17 protein-coding genes are annotated in these 24,878 nt (G+C 74.0%); 8 read left to right on the top strand and 9 right to left on the bottom strand.

Translation table 11 applies throughout. From position 1 onward, the window contains the following. The first annotated feature begins 100 nt into the window (after positions 1-100). Genes DB32_RS40110 through DB32_RS40095 form a run of 4 tightly spaced genes read left to right on the top strand, consistent with a single transcriptional unit; the run spans position 101 to position 8,808 of the window. Positions 101-1,624, top strand: coding sequence for a flavin-containing monooxygenase (locus DB32_RS40110; protein WP_053237940.1), 1,524 nt, complete (start codon positions 101-103; stop codon positions 1,622-1,624). A gap of 52 nt (positions 1,625-1,676) precedes the next feature. Then, entirely contained in the window at positions 1,677-4,940 is a 3,264-nt protein-coding gene (locus DB32_RS40105; RefSeq protein ID WP_053237939.1) for a PD-(D/E)XK nuclease family protein, read from the top strand. Continuing rightward, on the top strand, positions 4,937-8,341 hold the full coding sequence (locus tag DB32_RS40100) for a UvrD-helicase domain-containing protein (protein ID WP_053237938.1): 3,405 nt from the start codon (positions 4,937-4,939) through the stop codon (positions 8,339-8,341). Before DB32_RS40105 ends, DB32_RS40100 begins: the two co-directional genes overlap by 4 nt. A 38-nt stretch (positions 8,342-8,379) precedes the next feature. After that, the gene (locus tag DB32_RS40095; RefSeq protein WP_075098143.1) at positions 8,380-8,808 is read left to right on the top strand and encodes a hypothetical protein; all 429 of its coding nucleotides are present in this window, start codon (positions 8,380-8,382) and stop codon (positions 8,806-8,808) included. Between the two features lie 17 nt (positions 8,809-8,825). Here DB32_RS40095 and DB32_RS40090 read toward each other — a convergent pair whose 3' ends face one another. Next, positions 8,826-10,187, bottom strand: coding sequence for a hypothetical protein (locus DB32_RS40090; RefSeq protein ID WP_157070169.1), 1,362 nt, complete (start codon positions 10,185-10,187; stop codon positions 8,826-8,828). A gap of 6 nt (positions 10,188-10,193) precedes the next feature. Here DB32_RS40090 and DB32_RS40085 point away from each other — a divergent pair, with 6 nt between their 5' ends. Then, positions 10,194-10,892 (top strand): AAA family ATPase, encoded by a 699-nt coding sequence (locus DB32_RS40085; protein WP_053239117.1) that lies wholly within the window; start codon positions 10,194-10,196, stop codon positions 10,890-10,892. Beyond that, positions 10,892-11,674, top strand: a complete 783-nt coding sequence (locus DB32_RS40080; RefSeq protein WP_053237935.1) for a class I SAM-dependent methyltransferase — start codon at positions 10,892-10,894, stop codon at positions 11,672-11,674. The genes DB32_RS40085 and DB32_RS40080 overlap by 1 nt, the downstream gene beginning before the upstream one ends. On the opposite strand, the gene DB32_RS40075 is transcribed toward DB32_RS40080, so the two are convergent. Together DB32_RS40075 and DB32_RS40070 are read right to left on the bottom strand one after the other, a co-directional pair. Then, positions 11,654-15,325: a DEAD/DEAH box helicase gene (locus tag DB32_RS40075; protein WP_053237934.1), complete on the bottom strand. Its 3,672-nt coding sequence runs from the start codon at positions 15,323-15,325 to the stop codon at positions 11,654-11,656. The two genes, DB32_RS40080 and DB32_RS40075, sit on opposite strands and share 21 nt — an antisense overlap. Beyond that, positions 15,322-16,302 carry a quinone oxidoreductase family protein gene (locus tag DB32_RS40070; protein WP_053237933.1) on the bottom strand — a complete coding sequence of 327 codons (981 nt, stop codon included), beginning with the start codon at positions 16,300-16,302 and terminating at the stop codon, positions 15,322-15,324. The genes DB32_RS40075 and DB32_RS40070 overlap by 4 nt, the downstream gene beginning before the upstream one ends. A gap of 124 nt (positions 16,303-16,426) precedes the next feature. Between DB32_RS40070 and DB32_RS40065 the strand changes: the two genes are divergently transcribed. Continuing rightward, positions 16,427-17,722 (top strand): hypothetical protein, encoded by a 1,296-nt coding sequence (locus DB32_RS40065; RefSeq protein ID WP_157070166.1) that lies wholly within the window; start codon positions 16,427-16,429, stop codon positions 17,720-17,722. Positions 17,723-18,271: 549 nt separating this feature from the next. Here DB32_RS40065 and DB32_RS40060 read toward each other — a convergent pair. Beyond that, the gene (locus tag DB32_RS40060) at positions 18,272-19,282 is read right to left on the bottom strand and encodes an MBL fold metallo-hydrolase (RefSeq protein ID WP_053237931.1); all 1,011 of its coding nucleotides are present in this window, start codon (positions 19,280-19,282) and stop codon (positions 18,272-18,274) included. Continuing rightward, complete coding sequence (locus DB32_RS40055) at positions 19,279-19,662, bottom strand: rhodanese-like domain-containing protein (protein WP_053237930.1); 384 nt, start codon at positions 19,660-19,662, stop codon at positions 19,279-19,281. Before DB32_RS40055 ends, DB32_RS40060 begins: the two co-directional genes overlap by 4 nt. Before the next feature lie 44 nt (positions 19,663-19,706). Between DB32_RS40055 and DB32_RS40050 the strand changes: the two genes are divergently transcribed. After that, positions 19,707-20,393, top strand: a complete 687-nt coding sequence (locus DB32_RS40050) for a hypothetical protein (RefSeq protein ID WP_053237929.1) — start codon at positions 19,707-19,709, stop codon at positions 20,391-20,393. Here DB32_RS40050 and DB32_RS40045 read toward each other — a convergent pair. The 4 genes from DB32_RS40045 to DB32_RS40030 form a co-directional block, all read right to left on the bottom strand. Beyond that, on the bottom strand, positions 20,377-21,081 hold the full coding sequence (locus tag DB32_RS40045; RefSeq protein ID WP_053237928.1) for a hypothetical protein: 705 nt from the start codon (positions 21,079-21,081) through the stop codon (positions 20,377-20,379). The genes DB32_RS40050 and DB32_RS40045 overlap by 17 nt on opposite strands. A 99-nt stretch (positions 21,082-21,180) precedes the next feature. After that, entirely contained in the window at positions 21,181-22,923 is a 1,743-nt protein-coding gene (locus DB32_RS40040) for a hypothetical protein (RefSeq protein WP_053237927.1), read from the bottom strand. After that, a complete protein-coding gene (locus DB32_RS40035) occupies positions 22,920-23,876 on the bottom strand; it encodes an ABC transporter ATP-binding protein (RefSeq protein WP_053237926.1) in 957 nt (318 codons plus the stop codon). The genes DB32_RS40040 and DB32_RS40035 overlap by 4 nt, the downstream gene beginning before the upstream one ends. Positions 23,877-23,895: 19 nt before the next feature. Further along, complete coding sequence (locus DB32_RS40030; protein WP_053237925.1) at positions 23,896-24,876, bottom strand: hypothetical protein; 981 nt, start codon at positions 24,874-24,876, stop codon at positions 23,896-23,898. Between the last annotated feature and the right edge of the window lie 2 nt (positions 24,877-24,878).

The following is a 24,878-nucleotide window of genomic DNA, read 5'->3' as shown; positions in this document are numbered from 1 at the left end:
AGAGCATCGCGCGTGCCGCGAGGACGTCCGCACGCGATCCCCACTGGACGCTCCGCCTCCGCGCGGGCTACGACGTGACGCACGAGCGAGGAGCGCGCGAATGACCGAGCACGTCGACGTGATGATCGTGGGCGCCGGGCTGTCGGGGATCGGCGCGGCCTGGCATCTGCGCGAGCGTTGTCCCGATCACGGCTTCGTGATCCTCGAGGCGCGCGACGCGATCGGCGGCACCTGGGATCTCTTCCGCTATCCGGGGATCCGATCCGACTCCGACATGTTCACGCTCGGCTACGCCTTCCGGCCGTGGCGCGAGCAGAAGGCGATCGCCGACGGCCCCTCGATCCTGTCGTACGTTCGCAACACTGCGCGCGAGAGCGGCATCGATCGGCACATCCGCTTCCGCCATCGCGTGACGCGCGCATCGTGGTCGAGCGAGGACGCGCGGTGGACCGTCGAGGCCGCGCGCGACGACGGCGAGACCGCGCGATTCACGTGCAACTTCTTGTGGATGTGCTCGGGCTACTACGACTACGCCGAGGGCTACACCCCGGAATTCGCGGGCACCGAGCGCTTCCGCGGCAAGATCGTGCACCCGCAGCGCTGGAGCGACGACGTCGACTACGCGGGCAAGCGCGTCGTCGTGATCGGCAGCGGCGCGACCGCGATGACGCTGGTCCCCGAGCTCGCGAAGAAGGCGGCGCACGTCACGATGCTGCAGCGCTCGCCGACGTACGTCGTGTCGCTGCCCGCCGAGGACGCCGTCGCGAACTTCCTGCGCGAGCACCTGCCCGAGCACGTCGCGTACGACATCACGCGCTGGAAGAACGTGCTGTTGAGCATGGCGTTCTACCAGTTCGCGCGGCGTGCTCCGGAGCGCGCGACGAAGCGGCTCGTCTCGCTCATCCGGAAGGAGCTCGGCGCCGAGTACGACGTCGCGACGCACTTCACGCCGAAATACAAGCCGTGGGACCAGCGGTTGTGCCTCGTGCCCGACGGCGATCTGTTCGTCGCGCTGCGCGAGGGACGCGCGTCGGTCGTCACCGATCACATCGAGACGTTCACCGAGAAGGGCATCCGTCTGCGCTCGGGACAGGAGCTCGACGCCGATCTGATCGTCACCGCGACCGGCCTCAAGCTGCAGTTCCTCGGCGGCATGCAGGTCGAGATCGACGGACAGCCGCTCGAGCCCACGAAGACGACGAACTACAAGGGCGTGATGCTGAGCGACGTGCCGAACCTCGCGTGCACGTTCGGCTACACGAACGCGTCGTGGACGCTCAAGGCGGACCTCACGTCGGAGTACGTCTGTCGCCTGCTGCGGCGCATGCGCGAGACCGGCGCGAGCGTGTGCACGCCGCGGCTGCGCGACGCGGACGTCGGCGCGGAGCCGTTCCTCGATCTCACGTCGGGCTACGTGCAGCGCGCGCTCGCGCACCTGCCGAAGCAGGGATCGCGCAGGCCGTGGAAGCTCTACCAGAACTACGCGCTCGACATCCTCTTCCTCCGCTACGGCGACATCGACGACGGCACGATGGAGCTGAGCGGCACGCGCGCACGTCGCGACGAGCCGAAGCGCAGGCTCGGACCGATCGCGCGCGCGGTGCGCGCCGCGGCCTCGCGCTGAGCGTTCCGGCGGGCGCGCGTGCGCCGTCGACGTGCGAGACTGCGGGCCCTTCATGGATCGCAGGCTGATCGAGAGCGAGAGCGCGGCCGCGCGCGTGGCGAGCGCTGCCGCGTGGCTCGGGGCGCGTCGTGCGTCGGCGGTGTGGATCGTCGGTGCGCGTCGCGAGCCGGTCGACGCGCTGGTGCGTCGGGTCGCGTCCGAGCAGGGCGCGGCGCTCGGGTGGGAGCGCACGACGCTCGACGCGCTCGCGGGGCGGGTCGCGGCGCGCGCGCTGGCGCGTCGTGGGCTCACACCGGTCGCGGGCACCGCGGTCGAGGCGCTCTGCGCGCGGCTGCTGCATCGCATGCGGGCGCGCGACGTCGCGCGGCTCGGACGTTATGCCGCCATCGCGGATCGACCGGGCCTGCCGCGCGCGCTCGCGTCGACGCTCGAGGAGCTCGCGCACGCCGATCTCGCGCCCGAGGTGGTGCGCGCGCACGCGCCCGATCTCGCGGCGCTCTACGCGGCGTACCGCGACGAGCTGCCGGCGCTCGGGCTCGCGGATCGCGCGACCGTGCTCGAGCACGCGACCGCGACGCTGCGCGAAGGGCGCGCGGTCGACGTCGAGCGCGCGGTGCTGCTGCTCGACGTGCGGGTGCGATCGCGCCTCGAGGCCGACCTCGTCGCGGCGCTGATCGCGCGCGCGCCGAGCGCGCTGGTGACGATCCCGCGCGGCGACGACCGCACGCGCGCGCTGCTGTGCGAGCGCGTCGACCTCGCGATCGAGCCCGCGACGCACGCCGTGGAGGTCGCGCCTGCGCTGCGCGCGCTCCAGGCGCGCATCTTCGAGGACGCGCGCGACGCGGTCGCGAGCGACGAGGCGGTCGAGATCCTCTCGGCGCCCGGCGAGAGCCGCGAGTGCGTGGAGATCGCGCGGCGAGTGCTCGTCGCGGCGCGCGAGGGCACGCGCTTCGATCGCATGGCGGTGCTGCTGCGCGCGCCCGAGCGCTACGGCGTGCACCTCGCGGAGGCGTTCCGCCGCGCGGGGATTCCTGCGTCGTTCAGCCGCGGCGCGCGTCGGCCCGATCCCACGGGGCGTGCGCTGCTCGCGCTGCTCGCGTGCGCCGCGGAGGGGATCTCGGCGCGCGCGTTCGGCGAGTACCTCTCGCTCGGCGTGGTGCCCGACGCCGAAGGCGGCGCGCCGCCCGACGCGAAGGGGGCGCGCGCGCGGTTCGTGCCCGCCGACGAAGAGCTCGCGGCGAGCGACGACGATGCGGACGACGAGAGCGGGCTCGCGCCGATCGACGAGGACGCGTACGACGAGACTGCGCCGGTGCGCGCGGGCACGCTGCGCGCGCCGCGGCGCTGGGAGCAGCTGATCGTCGAGGCCGCGGTGATCGGCGGGCGCGATCGCTGGGCGCGTCGCATCGAGGGCGCGATCGCGGCGGCGCGTCGCGCCCGTGAAGATCTCGAGGACCCCGACGACGTCGAGGGTCGCCGTCACGCCCGGCGCATCGCGGACCTCGAGGCGCTGCGCGACTTCGCGCTGCCGCTGGTCGACGCGCTCGCCGCGCTGCCCGGGCGTGCGACGTGGTCCGCGTGGATCGACGCGCTCTCCGCGCTCGCGACCCGCGCGCTGCGTGATCCTCGGCGCGTGCTCGCGGTGCTCGCATCGCTCGCGCCGATGGGCGACGTCGGCCCGGTCGACCTCGCGGAGGTGCGCACCGTGCTCACGCCGCGGCTGCGCGAAGAGCCGGCGCGCGCGCCGGGCGACGAGAGCGTCGGTCAGGTGCTCGTGTGCACGATCGAGGAAGCGCGCGGACGCGAGCTCGACGTCGTGTTCGTGCCCGGCCTCGCGGAGAAGCTCTTTCCCGCGAAGGTCATCGAAGATCCGCTGCTGCTCGACGCGACCCGTGAGGCGATCTCCGAGGCACTGGCCACGAGGCGCGAGCGGGGCGCGGAGGAGCGCCTCGCGCTGCGCATCGCGCTCGGCGCCGCGAGCAAGCGCGTGGTCGCGTCGATCCCGCGCATCGACGTGGAGCGCGCGCGACCGCGCGTGCCTTCGTTCTACGCGCTCGAGATCGCGCGCGCGATCGAGGGGCGCCTGCCTTCGTACGAAGAGCTCGGACGTCGCGCCGAGATCGCGGGCGCAGCACGCCTCGGATGGCCCGCGCCCGATCACCCCGAGCTCGCGATCGACGCGGCGGAGCACGACCTCTCGGTGCTCGGTGGGCTCGTCGATCTACCGCCGAAGGCGCGGATCGGGCGCGCGGCGTACCTCGTCGCGGCGAGCCCGATCGTCGCGCGCGCCCTGCGCGCTCGATGGGCGCGCTGGGACAAGAAGCGCTGGCGCTCGCAGGACGGAATGGTCGAGCCCGACGAGGGCGTGCGCGCGATCCTCGCCGAGCATCGCCTCGATCGCCGCGCGTACTCCGCGACCGCGCTCGAGAGCTTCGCGATGTGCCCGTACAAGTTCTATCTGCGCACGATCATCCGGCTCGAGCCGCGCGAGGTCCCCGAGCCGCTCGAGATGCTCGACCCCGCGCAGCGCGGGACGCTGGTGCACGCGGCGCAGTTCCGCTTGCTGGTGCGTCTGCGCGACGAGGGTGCGCTGCCGGTCACGCCCGAGACGCGGGCGCGCGCGCTCGAGGTGCTCGACGAAGAGCTCGATCGTGTCGCGCGCACCACCGCGGAGGAGCTCGCGCCCGCGATCCCGAAGGTCTGGGAGGACACGCTCGCGGCGGTGCGCCAGGACCTGCGCGAGTGGCTCCACCGCACGAGCGAAGATCCGAGCTGGGTCCCGTCGCGCTTCGAGCTCGCGTTCGGCATCCCCGCGGGCGACGAGCGCGACGCGGCGAGCCTCCACGAGCCGGTGCCGCTGTCGATCGGCATGCGCCTGCGCGGCGCGATCGATCTCGTCGAGGAGCGCGAGGGCACGCTGCGCGCGACCGATCACAAGACGGGCAGCGCGTGGACCAAGCCCGGCCAGCGCGTGATGGGTGGCGAGAAGCTCCAGCCGATCCTCTACGCGCTCGCGCTCGAGTCGATCTTCCCCGACCGCACGGTGTGGGGCGGACGTCTCTACTACTGCACCGACAAGGGCCGCTACACCGAGGTCGAGGTCCCGCTCGACGACGACTCGCGCGCTGCGATCACGAAGGTGACGACCACGATCGATCAGCACGTGCGCGACGGGTTCCTGCCGCCTGCGCCGAGCGAGAAGGCGTGCAGCTTCTGCGACTACGCGGTGATCTGCGGCCCACACGAGCGACGTCGCACGATGCGCAAGGAAGGTGATCGCCTCGTCGGCATCGACTCGCTGCGGAGGATGCCGTGACCAAGCTCCCTGCCGATCACGAGGCGCGCGTCCGCATCGCGAACGACCACGCGACCTCGCTGCTGGTCGAGGCCGCCGCCGGCACCGGCAAGACGACCGCGCTGGTGACGCGCCTGGTCTCGATGCTGAAGAGCGGCGCGTGCGAGCTGCGCGGCGTCGTCGCGATGACGTTCACCGACAAGGCCGCGGGCGAGATGACGCTGCGCCTGCGCGCCGCGCTCGAAGAGGCGCGCGCCGCGTCGAGTGACGAGACCGAGCGTGCTCGCGCCGAGCGCGCCCTCGAGCAGCTCGAGACCGCGCGCGTCGGCACGATCCACGGCTTCTGCGCCGATCTGCTGCGGGAGCGGCCGGTCGAGGCGGGGGTCGATCCCAGCTTCTCGGTGCTCGCCGACGACGAGGCCGACGCGCTCGTGCAGCGCGCGATCGGCGACGAGCTCGGCGCCGCGCTCGCGACGCCGGGCGAGGGAATCCGTCGCCTGCTCCGCCGCACCAGCCGCGATCAGGAGACCGCGCGCGAGCGCCTGCGCGACGCGGTGCGCACGCTGATCGAGCATCGCGATCACGCGACGCCGTGGCGCCGCGATCCGTTCGATCGCGACGCTGCGATCGACACGATCCTGACCGACGTCACCGAGCTCGCCGCGCTCGCGCCGAAGGCGACGACGCCGAGCGACTGGTGCGCGAAGAGCCTGCTGCTCTTCCAGCGCGTCATGGCCGACGTCGAGGTGCGCGAGCGAACGCTGCCGCGCGATCACGACGGGCTCGAGGCCGCGCTGGCCGACATCGCGCGCAAGAAGGAGTGGGGCTGGAAGGGCGCCGGGAAGTTCTTCGCGCCCGGTCTGCTGCGCGCCGACGTGCTCGCGAAGCGCGACGCGCTGAAGGCGAAGCTCGACGCGTTCCTGGTCGCGGCCGACGCCGATCTGGCCGCGTGTCTGTGGCGCGATCTGCGGCCGATCGTGCTGCGCTACGAGGTGCTGAAGGAGCGCGCGGGCGCGCTCGACTTCCTCGACCTCCTGCTGGGGGTGCGGCGTCTGCTCGTCGAGCACGCGGAGGTGCGGCGCGAGCTGCAGACGCGCTTCACCCACGTCTTCGTCGACGAGCTGCAGGACAGCGACCCGGTGCAGGTCGACGTGGTGCTCCTCCTCGCGTCGGACGATCCGTCGATCGCCGATCCCACGAAGGTGCGCCCGGTGCCGGGGAAGCTCTTCCTGGTCGGCGATCCGAAGCAGAGCATCTATCGGTTCCGCCGCGCCGACATCGCGAGCTATCGCCTGCTCCGCGAGCAGCTCGAGCGCGCCTCCGTGCCGGTGCTGCACCTCTCGACCAGCTTCCGCTCGCTCCCCGGCATCCAGCGTGTGATCAACGCCGCGTTCGAGCCCGCGATGTCGAGCGCGCCCGCCGGCGTGCAGGCCGAGCACGTCGCGCTGACCGAGTGGCGCGCGGCCGAAGAGAAGCGACCGAGCGTGATCGCGCTCGGCATCCCGCGCCCCTACGACAAGACCGAGAAGATCACCAAGGGCGCGATCGAAGCGTCGACGCCCGACGCGGTCGCCGCGTTCGTCGCGTGGCTCGTGCGCGAGAGCGGCTGGACCGTGATCGATCCGGTCACGAACGAGCCCACGCGCGTCGCGCCGCGCCACGTGTGCTTGCTCTTCCGGCGTCAGGTCGGATGGAACGACAGCGACGTGGTGCGCCCGTATCTGCGCGGCCTCGAGGCGCGACGCGTGCCGCACGTGTGGGTCGGCGGTCGATCGTTCCACGAGCGCGAGGAGATCATCGGCCTGCGCGCGATCGCGTCGGCGATCGAGTACCCCGACGACGCGCTCGCGGTGTACGCCGCGCTCCGCGGCCCGTTCCTCGCGCTGACCGACGCGGAGCTGCTGCTCTATCGTGATCGGGTCGGGCCGCTGCATCCGATGTCGAAGGTCGCGCTCGACTCGGTCGAGACCGCGCTGCGACCCGTCGCCGAGGCGCTGCACCTGCTGCGCGAGCTGCACCTCGGTCGCAATCGCCACCCGATCGCCGACACGTTCGCGCGCTTCTTCGACGCGACGCGCGCGCACGCGGCGCTCGCCCTCGCGCACGGCGGCGAGCAGGTGCTCGCGAGCGCGAGCCGCATCCTCGATCTCGCGCGGCGCTTCGATGCGCGCGGCGCGCTCTCGTTCCGCGGGTTCGTCGAGCTGCTCGAAGATCAGGCCGAGCGCGGCGAGGGCGCGGGCGGCGGCGACAGCCCGAGCGGCGAGGAAGGCCAAGAGGGCGTGCGCGTGATGACCGTGCACAAGGCGAAGGGCCTCGAGTTCCCCGTCGTCGTGCTGTGCGATCCCACCGCGTCGACGGGCAGCTACGCGGATCGCTGGATCGACCCGAGCAAGGGCGAGGCGTTCTTCAAGCTCGCGGGCGTCACGCCGATCGAGCTGCGCGAGCGCGACGCCGCGGTGGTCGCAGCGAACGAAGCGGAGATCGTCCGCGTCGCGTACGTCGCGGCGACGCGCGCTCGTGATCTCCTGGTCATCCCGGCGTGCGGCGACGCGCCCTTCGAAGAGGGCTGGCTCGCGGTGATGAACCGCGCGATCTACCCGCCGCAGAGCGAGTGGCGGCAGGGCGACGGACGCGCGCCGGGGTGCCCGACGTTCGGCGACGAGTCGGTGGTGTCGCGCTCGTTCGACGCCGAGAGCGCGGGCACGCAGTCGGTGAAGCCGGGCCTGCATCGATCGGTCGGCGTCGTGTGGTGGGATCCGCGCACGCTGCCGCTCGACGAGGAGCCCGCCGACGGGCTGCGCAGCGACGACGTGCTGCGCGCGACGAGCGGCGTCGACGACGGAATGCGCGCGCACCGCGCGTGGCTCGATGCGCGCGCCACGGCGATCGAGGACGGCGCGATCCCGACGATCCTCGCGTCGACCGTGCACCAGCTCGCGCGCACGCCGCGCGACGAGAGCGAGCCTCCGCACGTCGAGCGCATGATGTGTGCTGTGAGCACACGACCGACGGGCCGCCGCATCGAGGCGCTCTTCCGGGGCGCGCTCGCGCTCCTGCAGCCGGGCGACGGCGACGACGTGATCGCGGCGATGGTGCGGGCACGAGCGCGGGTGATCGGCGCCGACGCCGACGAGGAGCGCGCGGTGAGCGAAGCGCTGCGCGCGCTGGTTCGTCACCCGTGGATCGCGAGCGCGCGGCCCGCCGCGCGTGCCGTGCCGATCGTCGCGCCCGACGAGCGTGGCGTCGTCGTCGAGGGCACGATCGATCTCGTGCGCGAGGACGCGGGCGCGCTGATGGTGGTGCGCATCGTGATGAGCGAGGGCGAGCCCAGCGAGGCCCAGCGCGCCGAAGCGACGATCCTCGCCGACGCGCTGCGAGGCACGACCAAGCGCACGGTGCGCGCGGCGCTGCTCGTGGTGTGAGGGGAGGGCGCGTCGTGGGATCGCGTATGCGGACGACGATGACTCGCCACCTGCTCTCCGCGCTCGCGCTCGTCGTCTCGCTCTCGGCGTTCACGGGCGTCGCGCGCGCCGACATCACGATCTACCGCGACGGCTCGCGCTGGGCGGTGATCGAGGACGACGGCGACGTGTACGTGAACGGCTCGCGCGCCGGGCAGATCGAGGACGACGGCGACGTGTACGTGAACGGCTCGCGCGCCGGCCAGGTGGAGCCCGACGGCGACATCTACCGCGACGGCTCGCGCATCGGGCAGATCGAGAGCGACGGCGATCTCTACGTGAACGGCTCGCGCGTCGGGCAGATCGAGAACGACGGCGACATCTACCGCAACGGATCGCGGTGGGGACAGGCGCAGAGCTGCTGCATCAGCGCGAGCGCGTACCAGCGTGTGGCGGCGGTGCTGCTGATGTTCTCGAGCGGATTCTGAGCGCGAGAGAAGGCCGCTCACCTTCTGGCGCGCTGGCTCGCCGCGGCGGCCTCGAGCTCGTGCTCGTCGAGCTCGCCGGTCGCCGCGTGCTCGAGCACGACACGCACCTGCGGCGACGCGCTGGTCTCGCTCGCGCGCTTCGCGCGCTCCGTCGCGCGCGCTGCGTCCACCGCGGAGAGCGCGAGGATCGCGCCGACGCGCTGCTCCGTGTCGAGCGCGGGATCGTCGATCGCGGCTTCGAGCGCGTCGCGCGTGAGCGCAGCCTCGCGGTGGGTCGTGCCTCCGTCGAGGGCCCGCGCGAGCGCGGCCTTCCAGGTCGCGACGTCACGCCCGTTGCGCGCGAGGACGCGCTCGAGGGCGCGCCGCGATGCGCCCGCGCGTGCACGCTCGAGCGCGCCTTCGATCCGTCCGAGCAGCGCGCGTCTCGTCTCGTCGCGCGCCACCCGCACCCGGAGCGCGGGGCCGCTGCTGCGCTCGAGGACGATCGCGCGACCCTCGATGCGCACCGAGACGAGGTCGGCGAGCGCGATCGACGTCCACGTGCGGCCGCGGCGGATGCGCACCTCGTCCGAGCCGACGATCGCCTCGCGCGCGCCGACGTTCGCGGTGAGCGGCATCGCGAGCACGAACGGCACGAGGAAGCTCGCGACGCCGAGCAGCGCGTCGACTCCGTCGGGCGCGATGCGCGCGAGGACCTGGAGGATCGCGAACATCGTCGCGACCGCGAGCGAGTAGGCCGCGGGGCGCACCAGGCCGACGTTCCAGCGCACCGTCGCTCGCCTCGCGTCGGGCCCGAGGCCGAGCACGTCGAGCGCCTCGTCGAACGGGCGCCCGCCGGTCGCGCGCATCACGACGATGTCGCCGTCGCGCAGCGCGAGCACGAGCTCGCCGCGGCTCGCGACGCCGCCCTCGATGTCGCGGCCCGCGATCCAGCGCCGCCCGTCGAGCAACACGCCGGATCGCTCGACCGTGACCCGACCCCGCGCGCGCGGTCGGCGCACCGTCACCGAGCCCGCAGCGAGCGATGCGGTGACGAACCCGGCCAGCGCGGTGACGAGCCCCGCGATCCCCGTGACGCCGATGACGCCGGCCATCGCGCCGCCGATCGCGACGAGCGTGCTCGCGAGCGTGATCGCACCGCCGACCAGCGAGCGGCGGTACGCCGCGCTCGATTCCCCGTGGCACTCGCGCTCGATCTCGACGCCGCCGACATCGACGGGCTCCACGACGTCGGAGCGCTCGCCGACCACCTTCGCCGCGCGGGTCACGCGTGGCGTTACCACGCGCCGCGAGGACATCCCAGGTCGCGTTCGCGTGCTGCGGGCCTCGGCCAGCACCTGCGTGATAGCGTCGATCGCGTGCTGCAGTTCCTGCGTCACGTCGAGATGCTCTGGGACACGGTCCCCGATCGACGCGCGTACCCCTTCGCGATCCCCGCGATCGCGAAGCTCGAGCGGCTCGAGCTGCACCCCGAGGTCACGTTCTTCGTCGGTGAGAACGGCTCGGGCAAGTCCACGCTGCTCGAGGCGATCGCGATCAAGGCCGGCTTCAACCCCGAGGGCGGCACCAAGAGCTTCACCGGCTCGTTCCGTCCCAGCGAGTCCGAGCTCCACACTCACCTGCGTCTCGCGCGCGGCGCACGTCGCGAAGAGCGCGGCTTCTTCCTGCGCGCCGAGACCATGTTCAACGTCGCGACCGAGGCCGAGACCGGCGGCTACGGAGGCTGGGCTGCGCTGCACGAGATGTCGCACGGCGAGTCGTTCCTCTGGGTCGCGATGAACCGCTTCGGACGTCGCGGCCTCTATCTGCTCGACGAGCCCGAGTCCGCGCTCTCTCCGACACGGCAGCTCAGCTTCTTGGCGCGCATGCACCAGCTCGTGCGCGCGGGATCGCAATTCGTGATCTCCACGCACTCGCCGATCCTCCTCGCGTATCCCGGCGCGCGCATCGTGCAGCTCGGGCCCGACGGCATCGACACGGTGCGCTACGAAGAGACCGAGCACTACGCGGTCACGCGGCACTTCCTCCAGGATCCCGCCGCGAGCCTCGCGCGCTTGTTCCGCGACATCGAGGACGAGGACTGATGCGACATCGAGACGGCAGCGCGGGCGACGCGGACTACGGGCGCATCGGCATCGGATACGCGGCCCATCGACGCCCCGATCCACGCATCGCCGCGTGCATCCTCGATGCGCTCGGCGACGCGCGCACGGTGCTCAACGTCGGCGCCGGCGCGGGCTCGTACGAGCCGCGCGATCGCGAGGTCACCGCGGTCGAGCCCTCGGCGTCGATGCGCGCCCAGCGCGCCGCCGATCTCCCCGCCGCGATCGACGCCACCGCGGAGTCGCTCCCGTTCGACGACGATACGTTCGACGCCAGCATGGCGACCTTCACCGTGCACCAGTGGTCCGATCTGCGCGCCGGCCTCGCCGAGATGCGACGCGTGACGCGCGGCCCCGTGCTCGTGCTCAGCTGCGATCCGAGCGCCCTCGATCGCTTCTGGCTCGCGCGCTACGCGCCCGAGGTGATCGCCACCGAGGCGCGCCGCTACCCCGCGATCGACACCCTCGTGCAGATGCTCGGCGCGTGCGACGTCATCTCGGTGCCGATCCCGCTCGACTGCACCGATGGCTTCGGCGAGGCGTTCTACGGGCGCCCCGAGCGCCTGCTCGATCCCGACGTGCGGCGCGCCCAGTCCGCGTGGAGCTTCGTCGAGCCCGACGCGATCGACCGCGCGGTGCGCACCCTCGCGCACGACCTCGAGCACGGCATCTGGGACGCGGAGCACGGCGCGCTGCGCACCGCGCCGACGTTCGACGGCTCGCTGCGGCTCGTCGTGTCGCGCTCACGTCAGCGCGATCAGTGACTCGAGCGCGTCGACGTCGAGCGCGCCGAGCGGCGCGCCCTCGGTGATCACCGCGCCCGCGAGCTTGCGCTTGTCGTCGTGCATCGCGAGCACGCGCTCCTCGATCGTGCCCTGCGCGACGAGCCGCACGATCGTGATCGGTCGCTCCTGACCGATGCGGTGCGCGCGATCGCTCGCCTGATCTTCGGCCGCGGGGTTCCACCACGGATCGAGGTGCACGACGTAGTCGGCCGCGGTGAGGTTGAGCCCGGTGCCGCCCGCCTTGAGCGAGATCAGGAACACGCTCGCCTCGCCCTTCTGGAAGCGATCGACGCGCCGCGTGCGCTCTCCGGTCGGCGTCGCGCCGTCGAGATAGAGCGTCGAGATCTTCGCCGCGTCGAGCGCGCGCTGCACCAGCGCGAGGTGCCGCGTGAACTGGCTGAACACCAGCACGCGATGCCCGCGCGGCACGATGTCGCGCAGCAGCTCCACCAGCGCGTGCAGCTTGCTCGACTCGAGCCGCTCGTCCTCGACGACGAGCTGGGGATGGCACGCGAGCTGGCGCAGCCGCGTGATCTCCGCGAGCACCCGCACCGTGCGCTCGTCGCGACCGCGCCCGGCGAGCGCACGACGCGCCTGGTGCACCGCGCCGTCGTAGAGCGCGCGCTCCGCGGGCGAGAGCTCGATCATGTGCAGCACCTCGGTGCGCGAGGGCAGCTCCTTCGCGACCTCGCCCTTGGTGCGCCGGAGCACGAACGGCGCGATCAGCTGGCGCAGCAGCGCCGCGCGCTCCTCGTTGCCATAACGCTGGATCGGCACCACGAAGCGCGCGCGGAACCGCGCCCACGTGCCGAGCATCCCGGGCGCGATCAGCGAGAACAGGCTCCACAGATCGCCGAGCTGGTTCTCGATCGGCGTGCCCGAGAGCGCGACGCGGAACGCCGCGTCGACGCTCGCCACCGCGCGCGCCCGCTGGGTGCGCGCGTTCTTGATCATCTGCGCTTCGTCGACGATCTGCGTCGCGAACGGCGACGACGTCGGGTTGCGCAGCAGCAGATCGTACGACGTGAGCACCACGTCGCCCGGCCCGAGCGGCGCGTCGTCGCGCTCCCTCCGCACCCGGAGCCCGGGCGCGAACCGCGCGAGCTCGCGCGCCCAGTTGTCGACCACCGACGTCGGCGCGATCACCAGCGCCGGGCCCAGCGACGCCCGCGCCTCGAGCAGCGCGATCGCCTGCACCGTCTTGCCGAGCCCCATGTCGTCGGCGAGGCACACGCCGGGCGCCCACGCGCTGCGCGCGATCATCCACGCCACGCCGTCCCGCTGGTAGCTGCGCAGCCGCACCCGCCACGCGGGATCGAGCTCGACGTCCGCTTCGCGCGTTCGCGCGCGCTCCATCCACGCGCGCGTCGTCTCGTCCGCGGGCTTGGTCCACGCGCCCACCTCGCGCTCCCACGCGCCGATCGCGGCGCTCGGGATCTTCACGCCCTCGAGCAGACACAGCTGCGCGCGCTCGAGCCGCTCGAAGAGATCGCGCTCGAGCTCCACGTAGTCGTTGCCGCTCACCTTCACGAAGCGCTCGCCGCGCCGCGCCGCGTCGAGCACCCGCGACACCGCGAGCTCGGTGCCGAGCACCACCACCCGCACCCGGCCCTCGACCGTCAGCCACGAGCCCTTCTTGCGCAGCTGCAGATCGAGATCGCTCGCGCGCACGCTCGCGCTCGGCTGCGGGATGCGCCCCCGCTCGGCCCACTCGATCTCCAGCACCCCGCCGAGCCGCGCCGCGCGCGAGAGCAGCTCGAGCGCGTCCTGGGTCTTCGGGATGCGCCACGCGAACGGCTCGAGCCGCATGTGCTCCGCGAGCCCGAGCGCCTCGATCATCCGGTCGGCGACCTCGCGCTCCCACGCGAGATCGCGACGCGCGTGCACGTGCACCGCGTCCTCGAGCCCGTGCACGATCGCCGGGCCCTGACCGGGCGGCCACGGCGGCGCCATCGGCAGCGCGCGCGCCGCGAGCGTGACGTCGATGCCCTCGTCGAACCCCGGGACCACGCGCAGCAAGAGCGTGCGCGGCGCCTCGCGCGCGCTGCCTCGCACCACGTCGGGCGCCGACACCCGCGCGACCTGCTCGATCGACGCGACCCACGGCGCGAGCGCGGGATAACTCTCGGGCGGCAGCACCCCGCGGAACGTCGCGAGCGCTGCGAGCAGGCGCCGCAGCGGCGCGGTGAGCGCGGCGTACGTGAGCGTCCCGCTCGCGCGCTCCTCGTGGAAGAGCAGCGTGGTGTCGCGATGCCGCTCGCCCGGCGCGACCACCGCGCCCGCGAGCCGCACCCTCGGCACCACGCCGCCCGGCAGCTCGTCGAGCACGACCTCGACCTGGTGCTCGACGAGCCGCAGCGCGCCTTCGCGCCCGTCGCGCGACACGTGAGGATGCTCGGCGAGCGTCCGCAGCAGCGCGAGGTCCGCGCCCACCAGCTGGGCGCGCATCGTGCGCGTCGCGAGCGTCATCACGTCGAGCACCCGTCGATCGCGATCGGTGCACGCCGCGCTGCGCGTCGCCTCGAGCGGCGAGAGCAGACGCCCCGCGGTCCACCCGCCGTCGGGCTGGGCGCGCTGCGCGACCACCCCGACCAGCACCCGCTCGCCCTCGACGTGCACCCGGAACGCGAGCCGCTCGCTCGCGCTCGACGTGCTCGGGCTCGCGGCGGGCTCCGCGACCGCGTCGAGGAAGCGCCGCCACGACGGCACCGCCACCAGATCGCGCATCGTCGCGTGCAGCCGATCCTGCTCGTCGAGGCACGCATCGAGCAGCCGCGCCGCGAGCGCGCGCACGTGGATGCACCCGCCGCGCGTGCACTGCTCGCACTCGCCCTCGATCGCGCGCTGCTCGTGCCCCGCGAGCCGCAGCTTCACCCCGAACGGCGCCGCCGCGCCCACGATCGATCCCCGCGCGACCCCGCGCTCGTCGTCGACCCGCACCGGGCTCGCCGGCAGGAAGCGCACCGCGTGCAGCGCGACGAGCTCGGTCCCCGCGACGCACCCCCGCAGCCGCTCCGCGAGCGTGCGCAGCGGTCCCTCCGGGAGCACGCGCGCCCACAACGCCGCGCGCGCCGCGAACGCCGCGTGCGCCGCCGCCTCGCGCATCAGGTGCCCGCGCGCCGCGTCCTGCACCCGGTGCGCGGCGAGCAGGCTCTCGCGCTCGCTCTTCACCTGTCCGATCGCGCACGCGAGCAGCGACGCGCGCCGCGGGATCACGTCGTCCTCGTCGACCAGCACCTCGCGCGCCGGTCGGCTCAGCTCCCCGAGCAGCTCGTGCTCGCGCGCCCACACCAGGATGTCGTCGACGTCGCGCGGCAGCGGGCGCACCTGCGCGAGGCGCTCGGGATCGTCGGCGCCTCGCGGTCCCGCGCCGAGCCAGCGGCGGATCTGCGCGCGCAGCAGATCCTCCTCGCGCGACGTCGCGCTCTCCGCGACCCAGCGCTCGAGCCGCGCCTCGTCGAGCAGATCGCGCAGCGAGCTCGCCTCGCCCGACTCGTGGATCGCGCGCAGCAGATCGTGCGCGTCGTCGTCGTCCACCCGCGCGCGCAATCCGTCGAGCGGCGCGTCGAGCAGCGCAGCATCCGCGCACGCGAGGAGCTGCGACGCGAGCTCGGCCAGCGACGAGCTCACGAGACCGTGAGCACCACGCTGCCGGTGGTGGCGCGCGACTCGAGCGCGCGATGCGCCTCCGCCGCGTCCTCGAGCGCGAAGGTCGCGGTCGGCGCGGCGCGGATCACCCCGCGCGCGATGCGATCGAAGAGCGCCTTCGCGCTCGCGAGCAGCTCGGCGCGCGACGCGACGTAGGCGTGCAGCGTGGGCCGCGTCACGTAGAGCGAGCCCTTCGCGCTCAGCACCAGCAGATCGAGCGGGTCGGGCTTGCCCGACGCGTTGCCGAACGTGACGAGCAGCCCGCGCGGCGCGAGGCAGTCGAGCGAGCGCATCAGCGTGGTGCGCCCCACCGAGTCGTAGACCACCGGCACGCCGGCCCCGCCGGTGATCTCGCGGGTGCGCGCGACGAAGTCCTCGCGGGTGTAGACGATCGTGTGGGCGCACCCGTTCGCGCGCGCCTGCTCCGCCTTCTCGTCGCTGCCGACGGTGCCGATCACGATCGCACCGAGATCCGCGAGCCACTGCGACGCGATCGTCCCCACGCCGCCCGCCGCCGCGTGCCACAGCACCGTCTGGCCGCGCTGCACCGCGAACGTGCGCTGCACCAGGTACTCGACGGTCATCCCCTTGAGCATCGAGGCCGCCGCGACTTCGTCGGAGATCGCGTCGGGCAGCGGGATCAGGCGATCCGCGGGCACCAGCCGACGCTCGGCGTACGTGCCCACCGGCCCCGCGGCGAAGCCCACGCGATCGCCCACCCGCACGTCGGTCACGCCGGGCCCGATCGCCTCGACGACGCCCGCCGCCTCGCTCCCGATCGTGGCGGGCAGCGTCAGCGGGTACAGCCCGCTGCGATGATAGGTGTCGATGAAATTGACGCCGATCGCGGTGTGGCGGACGCGCGCCTGACCGGGGCCGGGATCGCCGACGTCGATCGTCTCGAGACGCAGCACCTCGGGCCCGCCGTGGGTGTGGATTCGGATCGTGCGGCTCTGCATCGCGGCGGAATGGTAGAGGATCGCCTCGCTGGCAACCCGCGCTGCGGCGCGCATAGGGATCCGAGTGTCCTTCTCTCGTCACCGCTCTCCCCGCACCGCCTCTCTGCGCACTGCCGCCGTGCTCGTGATCGCGCTCGCTCTCGGGTGCGGCGGGCGCGACGAAGAGGCCGCGGCGCTGCCCACCGCCGATCGCCCGCCCACCGCGTCGACTCCGCCCGAGCGGCGTGATCCCGACGTCGGCCGGGTCGATCCCGAGGCCTCCGAGCCGCTGCTCGACGAGCTCGGCGAGGCGCCGACGCCCGAGGAGGAAGCGGCCGCCGAGGCGATGCCGGGACCGCTCGCGCCGCGCGCCGCGCCGGCACGCGGGTGCGCGCTGCAGTCGCCGGCGCCGATGCGCCTGCTCACGGCCGGCGGGCCGCCCGCGATCGTCGCGCTCGACGACGGAGCGTTCCTCGTCGCGGCGTACGATCAGAGCGCCCTCGTGGTGGTGCGCGCGCGCCCGGGCGCGCTGCCCGAGCCGATCGCGTCGATCCCGATCGACGGCGCGCCTCCGCGCGAGGCCGCGCCCGGCATGGCGCGCACCGCGCCCCAGGAGATCACGCTCGCGTTCGTCGACGGGCACGGGCGCGTGCTCAGCGCGACGCTCGACCCGACGCTGCCCGCGAGCGCGCCGCGCGCGAACGCGCTCGCCGACGCCGGCGCCGACCCCCGCTTCCCGCCCGCGGTGCGCGCGGTGGGCACGCGCCGCGCGGTCGCGTGGACCGACGGATCGAGCACGCCGATGCACCTCAAGCTCGCGCTGCTCGAGGCGGGACGGGTGGTCGCGACCCACGACGTCACGCCGGTGGCGGGCGGCGGCGCGGCGCCGGCGTTCGTCGACGGAGTGGGCGACGTGATGTTGCTCTTCCTCGATCCGCGGGTGGGGATCTCGGTCGCCCACCGCGTGGTGCTGGGGCCCGACGGCGCGCCGAGCCCGACCGAGGTCGCGCGCCCGCTCAACCTCGCGGCCGAGCCGCCCGCGATCGCCGCGGCGCGCTCGAACGTCACGGGGCGCACGTGGCTCGCGTACGCCGCGGTGGGCAACCTCGCGACGCGCGCGGTGGGCCTGGTCGACGCCGCGGGGACCGAGATGCCGTCGCCGCTGGTGCCGGGGGTCGGATACGGCGACCCGCTGACGATCGCCGCGACCTCGAGCGGACGCACGGTGGTGTTCGCGGCCGAGGCCCCGACCGCGGCGGCGCGCGAGGCGCCCCACGAGATCCGGATGCGGGTCGTCGACGATCGCGGCGCCGGGGACCCGATGGTGATCCCGGGCCCCGCGACCGACCCCGCGCTGGCGCGCGGCCAAGACGGCCTGATCGCGGTCGCGTACCGCGGCGGCGGCGCGGTGATGGTGCAGTTCGCGCGATGCGCCGAGTAGGTCCCGCCGAGAGGCGCGAGCGGGTGGGTCCGACGGGCGGAACGCGCGCGGCTCGGGCGCTCGCGGTCGGGCTCTGCTGTCGCATTCGCCCGGATTCGCGAGCGGTCCGGGATGGCGCTCGGGCGACCCGGTGCGGGAGGTGTCGTCGTCGCCGGTGAGCGACCCGCGGGGCGTTCCGGGACCCTGACACGCTCCCTCGAACGCCCACCGGGGGCAGTCCGGATCTCGGTCGAGGCCCCTCGAGCGCTCCGAGGGAGCATTCGTGGTCTCGGACACGGCACCCCGAGCGTTCTCGGGGAGCGTTCGTGGTGCCGGACACGTGTCCCCGAGCGCTCTGGGGGACGTGTCGGGATCCCGGACACGTCCGCCGGAGCGCTCTGGGGGAAGATTCCGGCCTCCGGACAGACCTCCCCGAGCGCTCGGAGGGTCACGGACGTGCTCCGGAATCGCGCGCCAGGACGCTCTGGGGGAAGATTCCGGCTCCCGGCGTATCGATCGTGGGTCACCCAGCGGTCGTGACCGGCTCTCGGACGAGCTCGCCGGCCGCCCTCACCCGCGCTCGTCGCCCCACGGACGCGCCAGCGGGTGCCCGCAGAGCGCCGCCGACGGCACCACCCGGTGCATCGCGGGCGCGTCCTGCCGGCGATCGGCGACCGCGCGCTCGAGCGCCATCGAGATCAGCGCCTCGCCGCGCGACCAGGCGTCGCCGCGCGGGATCGCCTCGACGTCGAGCTCGCGCACCCGCTCCCGCAGCCCGGGCAGCCGCGCGTGGTACGGCGACCAGCAGTCGACCGCGACGCCCTGCGCGCTCCACACGAAGACGCCGCGCGCGTCGTGCACCGCGACGCCGAGCTGGCCCTCGGTGAGCCCCGGCGCGTGCATCACCGCGACGCTGCCGCGGAGCGACACGTCGCGGGTGATCGCCTCGATGCGATCCTCGGCGACCCGCGCGCGCACGTCGCGGACGAGGTGCGCGCGCTCGAGGTCGTCGGGCACCGCGGCGCTCGCGAGCTCGGTCGCGCTCACGATCCAGCGGGCGCGCGGCAGCATGCTCTCGCGCGGTCCCTCGACGCCGTCGCCGTGCGCGGTGCCGATCAGCGCGCGCAGATCCTGGCCGCGCAGGTGGGTGAGGATCGCGACGTCGATGGTGTCGGCCTCGACCCCGATCGACGCGAGCGCGGCGCCGGCGCTGCGGCCCTGCTGGAGCGCGCGACGGGCGCGGCGCGGGTGCGCCTCGGCGAGCCAGGTGCCCCACGGGGTGCGCGACCACGAGCCGGGCTCGACGGGATCGACGACCACGCGCGCGCCGCTCTCGAGCTCGAGGAAGAGCATGCGGCGCTCGAGCTCCATCCACCGCACCGGCGCGCGCAGCGCACCGTCGAGCGCGAGCTCGGCGCGCACCGGCACACGATCGAGCGCGAGCACCTCGACGCGGCGCACCGGCGCGGCGTCGCGCAGCCGCTCGGCGAGCGCTTCTCCCGCGAGGCGCAGCGCGCGCAGGCGTGTGCCCGCGGGCGTGCTCGCGCGCGCCGCGTCGAGCTCGGAGAGCGCCTCGATCATCCGCGCTTCGCCGCGATCTCGCGCCAGCTGCGGCCGGGCTGCGCGGTGGTCTCGCTCGGGAGGCCCGACGCGCCCCAGCCCGCCTCGCTCCCGTTGCCGCCCCAGCCCGCGCGCTGATCGACGACGTTGGTGTAGCCGGCGGCCTCGAGCAGACCGAGCGCGCGGAGCGAGCGCCCACCGGCCTGGCACCCGACGACGATCTTCGCGTCGCGCGCCGGGAAGAGCGACTCGATCGCGCCGACCAGCTCGGGCCCGATCGGCACGTTGTACGCGCCCTCGGGATGGCCCGCGGCGTACTCCTCGGGCGTGCGGACGTCGACGTAGACCCAGCCCTGATCGATCAGGCCCTTGGCTTCCTGCGGGCTCACGCGCTTCGGCATGCGCGCAGTCCTACCACGCCGGCACGCGAGGTACGCTCGCGCGCGTGAACGAGTCCACGCTCGCGATCGCGACGCAGCTCGCGACGGCGCACCCCGAGAGCGCGCTGCCGTGCCCGGCGTGCGGCGCGAGCGTGCACGGGAAGAACCTCGCGCCGCACCTCGCGACGGTGCACCGGGGCCTGGCGATGGTCGGCGGACCGCCGGCGCTCGGCGGCGCCGACGGGCGCGTGGTCGTGGTGGCCGCGATCCCGTTCGCGCTCGCCGCGCTGCTCCTGGGCGCGGCGGTCGTGCTCGCGGACGTGCGCGAGGACGTGGCGGGCGGGACGCTGGCGGGCCTGGTCATCGGGTATCTCGCGGTGGTCGGGCTCGCCTGGCTCGGCGTGCTGCGGGCCCGGCTCGAGCTCGACGGCGACGAGGTCCGGCTGCGCTACGCGCTCGGTCTCCTGGTGCGGCGGGTGAGGCTGCCCGCGACCGTCGAGGTCGGCGCCCGCGTCATGACGCTCGGGGACTCGTCCCCCACGCCCGGCGAGGAAGTGCGGGTGGGCTCGTACCTGCGGCTCGGCGACGCGCTGACCATCGGCGCGCCGAAAGGAACGGGGACGCGGAGCCACTGGACGCGGTGGCGCCAGGGCAGCGCGCGCAGTCGGTGCGACATCACGATCGATCGGCTCGCGACGATCGCGCTCGAGTACCACCTCGCGAGCCGCGGCGCGCTCACGCCGCGCGGGTGAAGGTCCGGGTGATCTCGGCGCAGCGCAGCGCGAAGTCGCGCGGGGTGACGGCGAGCGCACGCAGCAGCGCGCGCTGATCGAACGTGAGCGTCGCGACCCCGGCGCCCACGATCGTGCGGAACGCAGCGTGGATCACGCGCCGCTTGGCGCGGCTGCCCGCGGCGACGCGCTCGAAGTAGAAGCGCTGCATCGCGAGGTGCGCGGTCTCCTCGCGCGCGATCACGCGGCCCAGGTGCGCGACCGCGGGAGCGTGCGGGAAGTGCGACGCGAGCACCTCGTAGAACGCGAGGCCGACGACCTCGGCCGCGGCGAGCGTGAGCATCTTGGTGCGGTGCCCCGCGCTGCGGCGCAGCGCGCGGAAGCCGAGCTCGGAGTGATGCCCGGTGAGCGTGCGCGCGCCGAGCGCGCCGAGGAGCTGCGCGACCTCGCGCGCGTGTCGCCCTTCCTCGGCCACGTAGAGCACGACGGTCTCGCGCAGCGCGGCGTCGAGCGCGGGATCGCGCACCCGGAGGATCTCGACGGCGAGCCGACCTTCACCGGCCTCGCCGAGATGCAAACACTGGAGCGCGCGGACGAGCGCGCGGTGCAGCGCGGGCTCGAGCCCGGTGATCGGCGCGGGGACGGGGAGCGCAGGGCGGTCGCGGTTGTCTCGGAAGTAGCGGAGCCACTCTTCGGTCGACGCGTGCATGCGAGAACGACGCGCCGAGCGTGGACCGTCGTTCCGGCGATCCCGCGAGCGGTCGTGATGGGCGCGCGAGCCGCGTCGATCAGCGATCGAGCGGCGCGCTCACTGGTTCGGACGGAACATCGGCTCGGGGCTCTCGATGCGCGAGGCCGCAGATCGAGCGGCCCGACCGCGGACGCTCTGGCTGGCGGCGAGCGCGCGCAGCGCATCGAGGTGCGCGCGACCGTACTCGCGTGTGGTGCCGAGCGCCTCGATGCAGCGCAGCGCGACCAGGTCGCTGGAGTGACCGCAGCGCGCTGCCCAGATCGGCGCGAGCGCCCGCGCCGCGAGATGGTAGGTGCGATGGAAGGGTGGCAGCGTCTCGGTGCACGCGAGGAACACGGAGGCGAGGCGCACCGCGAGCGCGTCGTCGACGGTGAGCGCGCCGAGCGCGGCGCACGCCGTCGCGCGCAGCGGCGCGCTCGGGGCATCGAGCTCGATCGAGAGCAGCTCGCGAAGCGGCTCGGCCCCGCGCCCCAGCGCCGCGGCGACCTCGAGCACGACGCGGCGATTGGGCTCGGGCAACGACTCGCCCAGGAGCTCCGCGATCGCCGGGACCGCGTCCGCGCCGAGCTGCGCGAGGTGATGACCGAACACGCCGCGTCCGGTGCGCGAGGCGCGCATCAACGCGATGCGCGCCTCGAGCCCGCCGATGCGACCGAGCGCCTGGTACGTGCGATCGTGCGCCCAGCTCTCGGGGTCGTGTGCTGCGTCGATGCGCGCGACGAGCGCCGGCACCGCGGCGCGGGCCCGCGGACCGAGCGCTGCGAGCAGCTCGGTGAGCGCCGGGTCCGCCGCGTGCGCGACGAGCACGGCCACCGCCTCGTCGTCGAGCTCGGGCGCGGCATTCCTCAGTGACTCGATCGCGACGAAGGCTCGGTCGGTCCGCATCTCGCGCGCGGGCACCTCGACGCCGCGACGCGTGGTCCGCGCGGGCGCGATCGTGGTCTCGCGGGCGAACGACCAGAGCCGCGTCCATCGCTCGGGCGCGACGATCCCGAGCGTGGAGATCGCGTCGAGCGACACGTCGCGCGATGGGCTCTCGACGAGCGGCTCGATGCGATCGCGCAGGGCCTCGTCACGACGGCCGAGCCACCGCACGACCTGCAGCGCTTCGCGTTGGGCGAGCTCCGACGCCGCGAGGCTCGGCGCGATGCGACGGATCGCGTCGTCAGCGAGACCGAGGTGCCACGCGGCCCACGCGATGCGCGGCATCACCTCGGGGTCGTCGCGCGTCAGCCCACCGCGAACGGCGTCGCGCAGCGAGTCGTCGTCGTCGCGCTCGGACCAGCGCACGACGGCGAGCCACGCCCAACGACGCACCTCGACCGAGGGATCGTCCAGCACGCTCGCGATCGCGGCGCGGTGCTCCGGCGCATCGCTCTGCCGCTCGAGGATCTCCGCGCACGCGACGATGCGGTCCCAAGCATCGGCGCTGGCGAGGGCTCGCTCGAGCGGGAGCGGCGTCCATCCGCGCGGCGCGCGAATGCCGCTCTCCAGCGTCGCCACGGTCTGCGCGAGGTGGCGGTCGCTCCACTGCTCGGCGCGGCGCTCGGCGGGGTCGCGCTCGAGCAGCGTGAACCGTGCGCCGTTCTCGATGCGCAGCCACTCCGCGACCGGCGTGGGCGAGGTCGCGATCCTGTCGAGTGGAACGGGCGACCGTGCGAGCAGCGGCTCGGCGTTGGTGAGCCGGAGCCGGCGCCACAGGAAGCGGGTGATCGCGTGATGGTCGCCGGTCCGGTCGGCGTCGGCGATGACGCGTTCGAGCTCTGCCAGGTCGCGCTCGATCTCGAGCGGCGAGCTCATCGATCGAGCGGTGCGCCGCCGCTCCGGAGCGCGTCGCGCACGAAGAGGTCCTCGAGCGTCTCGCGCTGCTCCTGCACGCCGACCACGCGCGCGCCGCCCGCGAGCGCGACCTCGAGCACGTCGCGCGCGCCGGTCTCGCCCTCGACGATCGCGACCACGCGCTTCTCGACGACGCTCGTCTTCACGCCCAGCTCGTCGAGGCGCGCGCGGAGCGTCTCGTCGCACCCCTCGAGCTCGATCTCGGTGCGCTGCACCTCGGGCTTGAGCAGCTGCGAGAGCGCGCCGTACGCGGTGACCTTGCCGCGGTGCACGATCGCGACGCGATCACAGAGGCGCTCGACGTCGCTGAGGATGTGGCTCGTGAAGAGGATCGTCTTGCCGCGCTGGCGCTCCTCGACGATCAGGTCGCGCACTTCCTTGCGGCCGATCGGGTCGAGGCCGCTCATCGGCTCGTCGAGGATGAGGAGCTCGGGATCGTGGAGCAGCGCCTGCGCGAGGCCGATGCGCTGCAGCATGCCCTTCGAGAAGCGGCCGATCGGGCGATCGACCGCGTGACCGAGGCCGACGCGCGCGATCATCTCGTCGGCGCGCTCGGCGCGGGTGCGCGCGTCGAGCCCGCAGAGGCGCCCGCAGAGATCGAGGAACTCGTGGGCGCGCAGGTACTGGTAGACGTACGGGCTCTCGGGCAGGTAGCCGAGCCGGCGCAGCGCCTCGGGCGAGGGCGAGAGCGATCCGAACAGCTTGATGGTGCCCGCGGTCGGGAAGATCAGGCGGAGGATCGACTTGATCGACGTCGTCTTGCCCGCGCCGTTGGGGCCGAGGAGCCCGAAGATCTCGCCGCGCCGCACCTCGAAGTCGATGCCGCGCACCGCCTCGACCTTCTTGCGGAAGAACCCGACGCGGAACGTCTTGTGGAGGCCGCGCACCTCGACGACCGGCGCTTCGCTCGCCATCGCGCGCGAAGATACACGATCACTCGATCGCGACGGGCGCGGCGCTCGCGGCCTCCTGCTCGCGGATCTCGAGCGTCGCGTCGATCGGCGACGCGAGCCACTCGAGCTCGCCTTCGAGCGGGAACGTCATGAGCCCGCCGGGCCCGAGCTGCGCCTCGCCCTCGAACTCGGCGCGCGCGCTGCGCGCGAATCCATCGGAGAGCGCGACGACGTAGAACCCGCGGAAGCGCAGCGCGCCGCGCATCGCCTCGGCGGGCAGCTCCGGCTCGCCCGGCATCGCGGGCGCGGGCGGCGCGACGCTCTCGCCCTCGCCCTCGAGCGAGCCCTCGAACGCGATGACGGCGACGCGCTCGTCGCCGCTGCCCTCGAGCCGCTCGAGGCGCTGCACGAGCTGATAGCGCGCTTCGCCCGCGAGCCCGGCATCGACTCCGTCGAGCGGGATGCGGCCCTGCGCGCTCCACGTCGCGCCGGGCGAGATCGCCTCGACCGGGAACTCGAGCGCGCGCACCAGCGGATCCATGACGCGCTCGAAGCCTCCGCCCGGCGTGGCGGGCGCGACGGCGAGCGTCGCGGGCTCGTCGAGGCGCCGCCCGCGATCGCCGAGCACGTAGCGGCGCGGCTCGGCCGGTCCCGCGTGCTCGGGGCCGCTGCGGCTGCGGCCCATCATCGAGAACGCGAAGGTGCTCGCGGTGTCCATCTCCTCGATCGCGAGCGAGCCGTCGGGGCGACGCTCGACGACGCGGCGCACGCCGCGGGTGTCCATGTCGGCGTTGATCGGCTGACCGAGCATCTCGGAGCGCACGGTCACGCGCAGCTGGGTCGCGAACGTCATCGGGCCCGACGGCGCCATGCGGAGCGTCACCTCGGAGCCGCCGGTGTTCGACTGGACGCCGAGCGTGCCCTGCGCCGCGGTCGCGCTCGCCGGCCCTCCCGACCCTCCGCACCCGACGACACAACACGCGAGCGCGCCCGAGAGCGCGAGGAGACGTTCACGACGCATGC

This window comes from Sandaracinus amylolyticus (assembly GCF_000737325.1).
Lineage (GTDB): Bacteria > Myxococcota_A > Polyangia > Polyangiales > Sandaracinaceae > Sandaracinus > Sandaracinus amylolyticus.
The sequence above is the reverse complement of the archived record's forward strand: the minus strand, read 5'-3'. Positions and strand labels throughout refer to the sequence as shown.

Bases quoted from the DNA above. Each gene is read 5' to 3' on its own strand.
- DB32_RS40045 (WP_053237928.1), bottom strand. From the start codon at position 21,081: ATGCACGCGTCGACCGAAGAGTGGCTCCGCTACTTCCGAGACAACCGC.
- DB32_RS40105 (WP_053237939.1), top strand. From the start codon at position 1,677: ATGGATCGCAGGCTGATCGAGAGCGAGAGCGCGGCCGCGCGCGTGGCG.
- DB32_RS40110 (WP_053237940.1), top strand. From the start codon at position 101: ATGACCGAGCACGTCGACGTGATGATCGTGGGCGCCGGGCTGTCGGGG.
- DB32_RS40080 (WP_053237935.1), top strand. From the start codon at position 10,892: ATGCGACATCGAGACGGCAGCGCGGGCGACGCGGACTACGGGCGCATC.
- DB32_RS40040 (WP_053237927.1), bottom strand. From the start codon at position 22,923: ATGAGCTCGCCGCTCGAGATCGAGCGCGACCTGGCAGAGCTCGAACGC.
- DB32_RS40055 (WP_053237930.1), bottom strand. From the start codon at position 19,662: ATGCCGAAGCGCGTGAGCCCGCAGGAAGCCAAGGGCCTGATCGATCAG.
- DB32_RS40095 (WP_075098143.1), top strand. From the start codon at position 8,380: ATGACTCGCCACCTGCTCTCCGCGCTCGCGCTCGTCGTCTCGCTCTCG.
- DB32_RS40060 (WP_053237931.1), bottom strand. From the start codon at position 19,282: ATGATCGAGGCGCTCTCCGAGCTCGACGCGGCGCGCGCGAGCACGCCC.
- DB32_RS40030 (WP_053237925.1), bottom strand. From the start codon at position 24,876: ATGCGTCGTGAACGTCTCCTCGCGCTCTCGGGCGCGCTCGCGTGTTGT.
- DB32_RS40070 (WP_053237933.1), bottom strand. From the start codon at position 16,302: ATGCAGAGCCGCACGATCCGAATCCACACCCACGGCGGGCCCGAGGTG.
- DB32_RS40085 (WP_053239117.1), top strand. From the start codon at position 10,194: ATGCTCTGGGACACGGTCCCCGATCGACGCGCGTACCCCTTCGCGATC.
- DB32_RS40035 (WP_053237926.1), bottom strand. From the start codon at position 23,876: ATGGCGAGCGAAGCGCCGGTCGTCGAGGTGCGCGGCCTCCACAAGACG.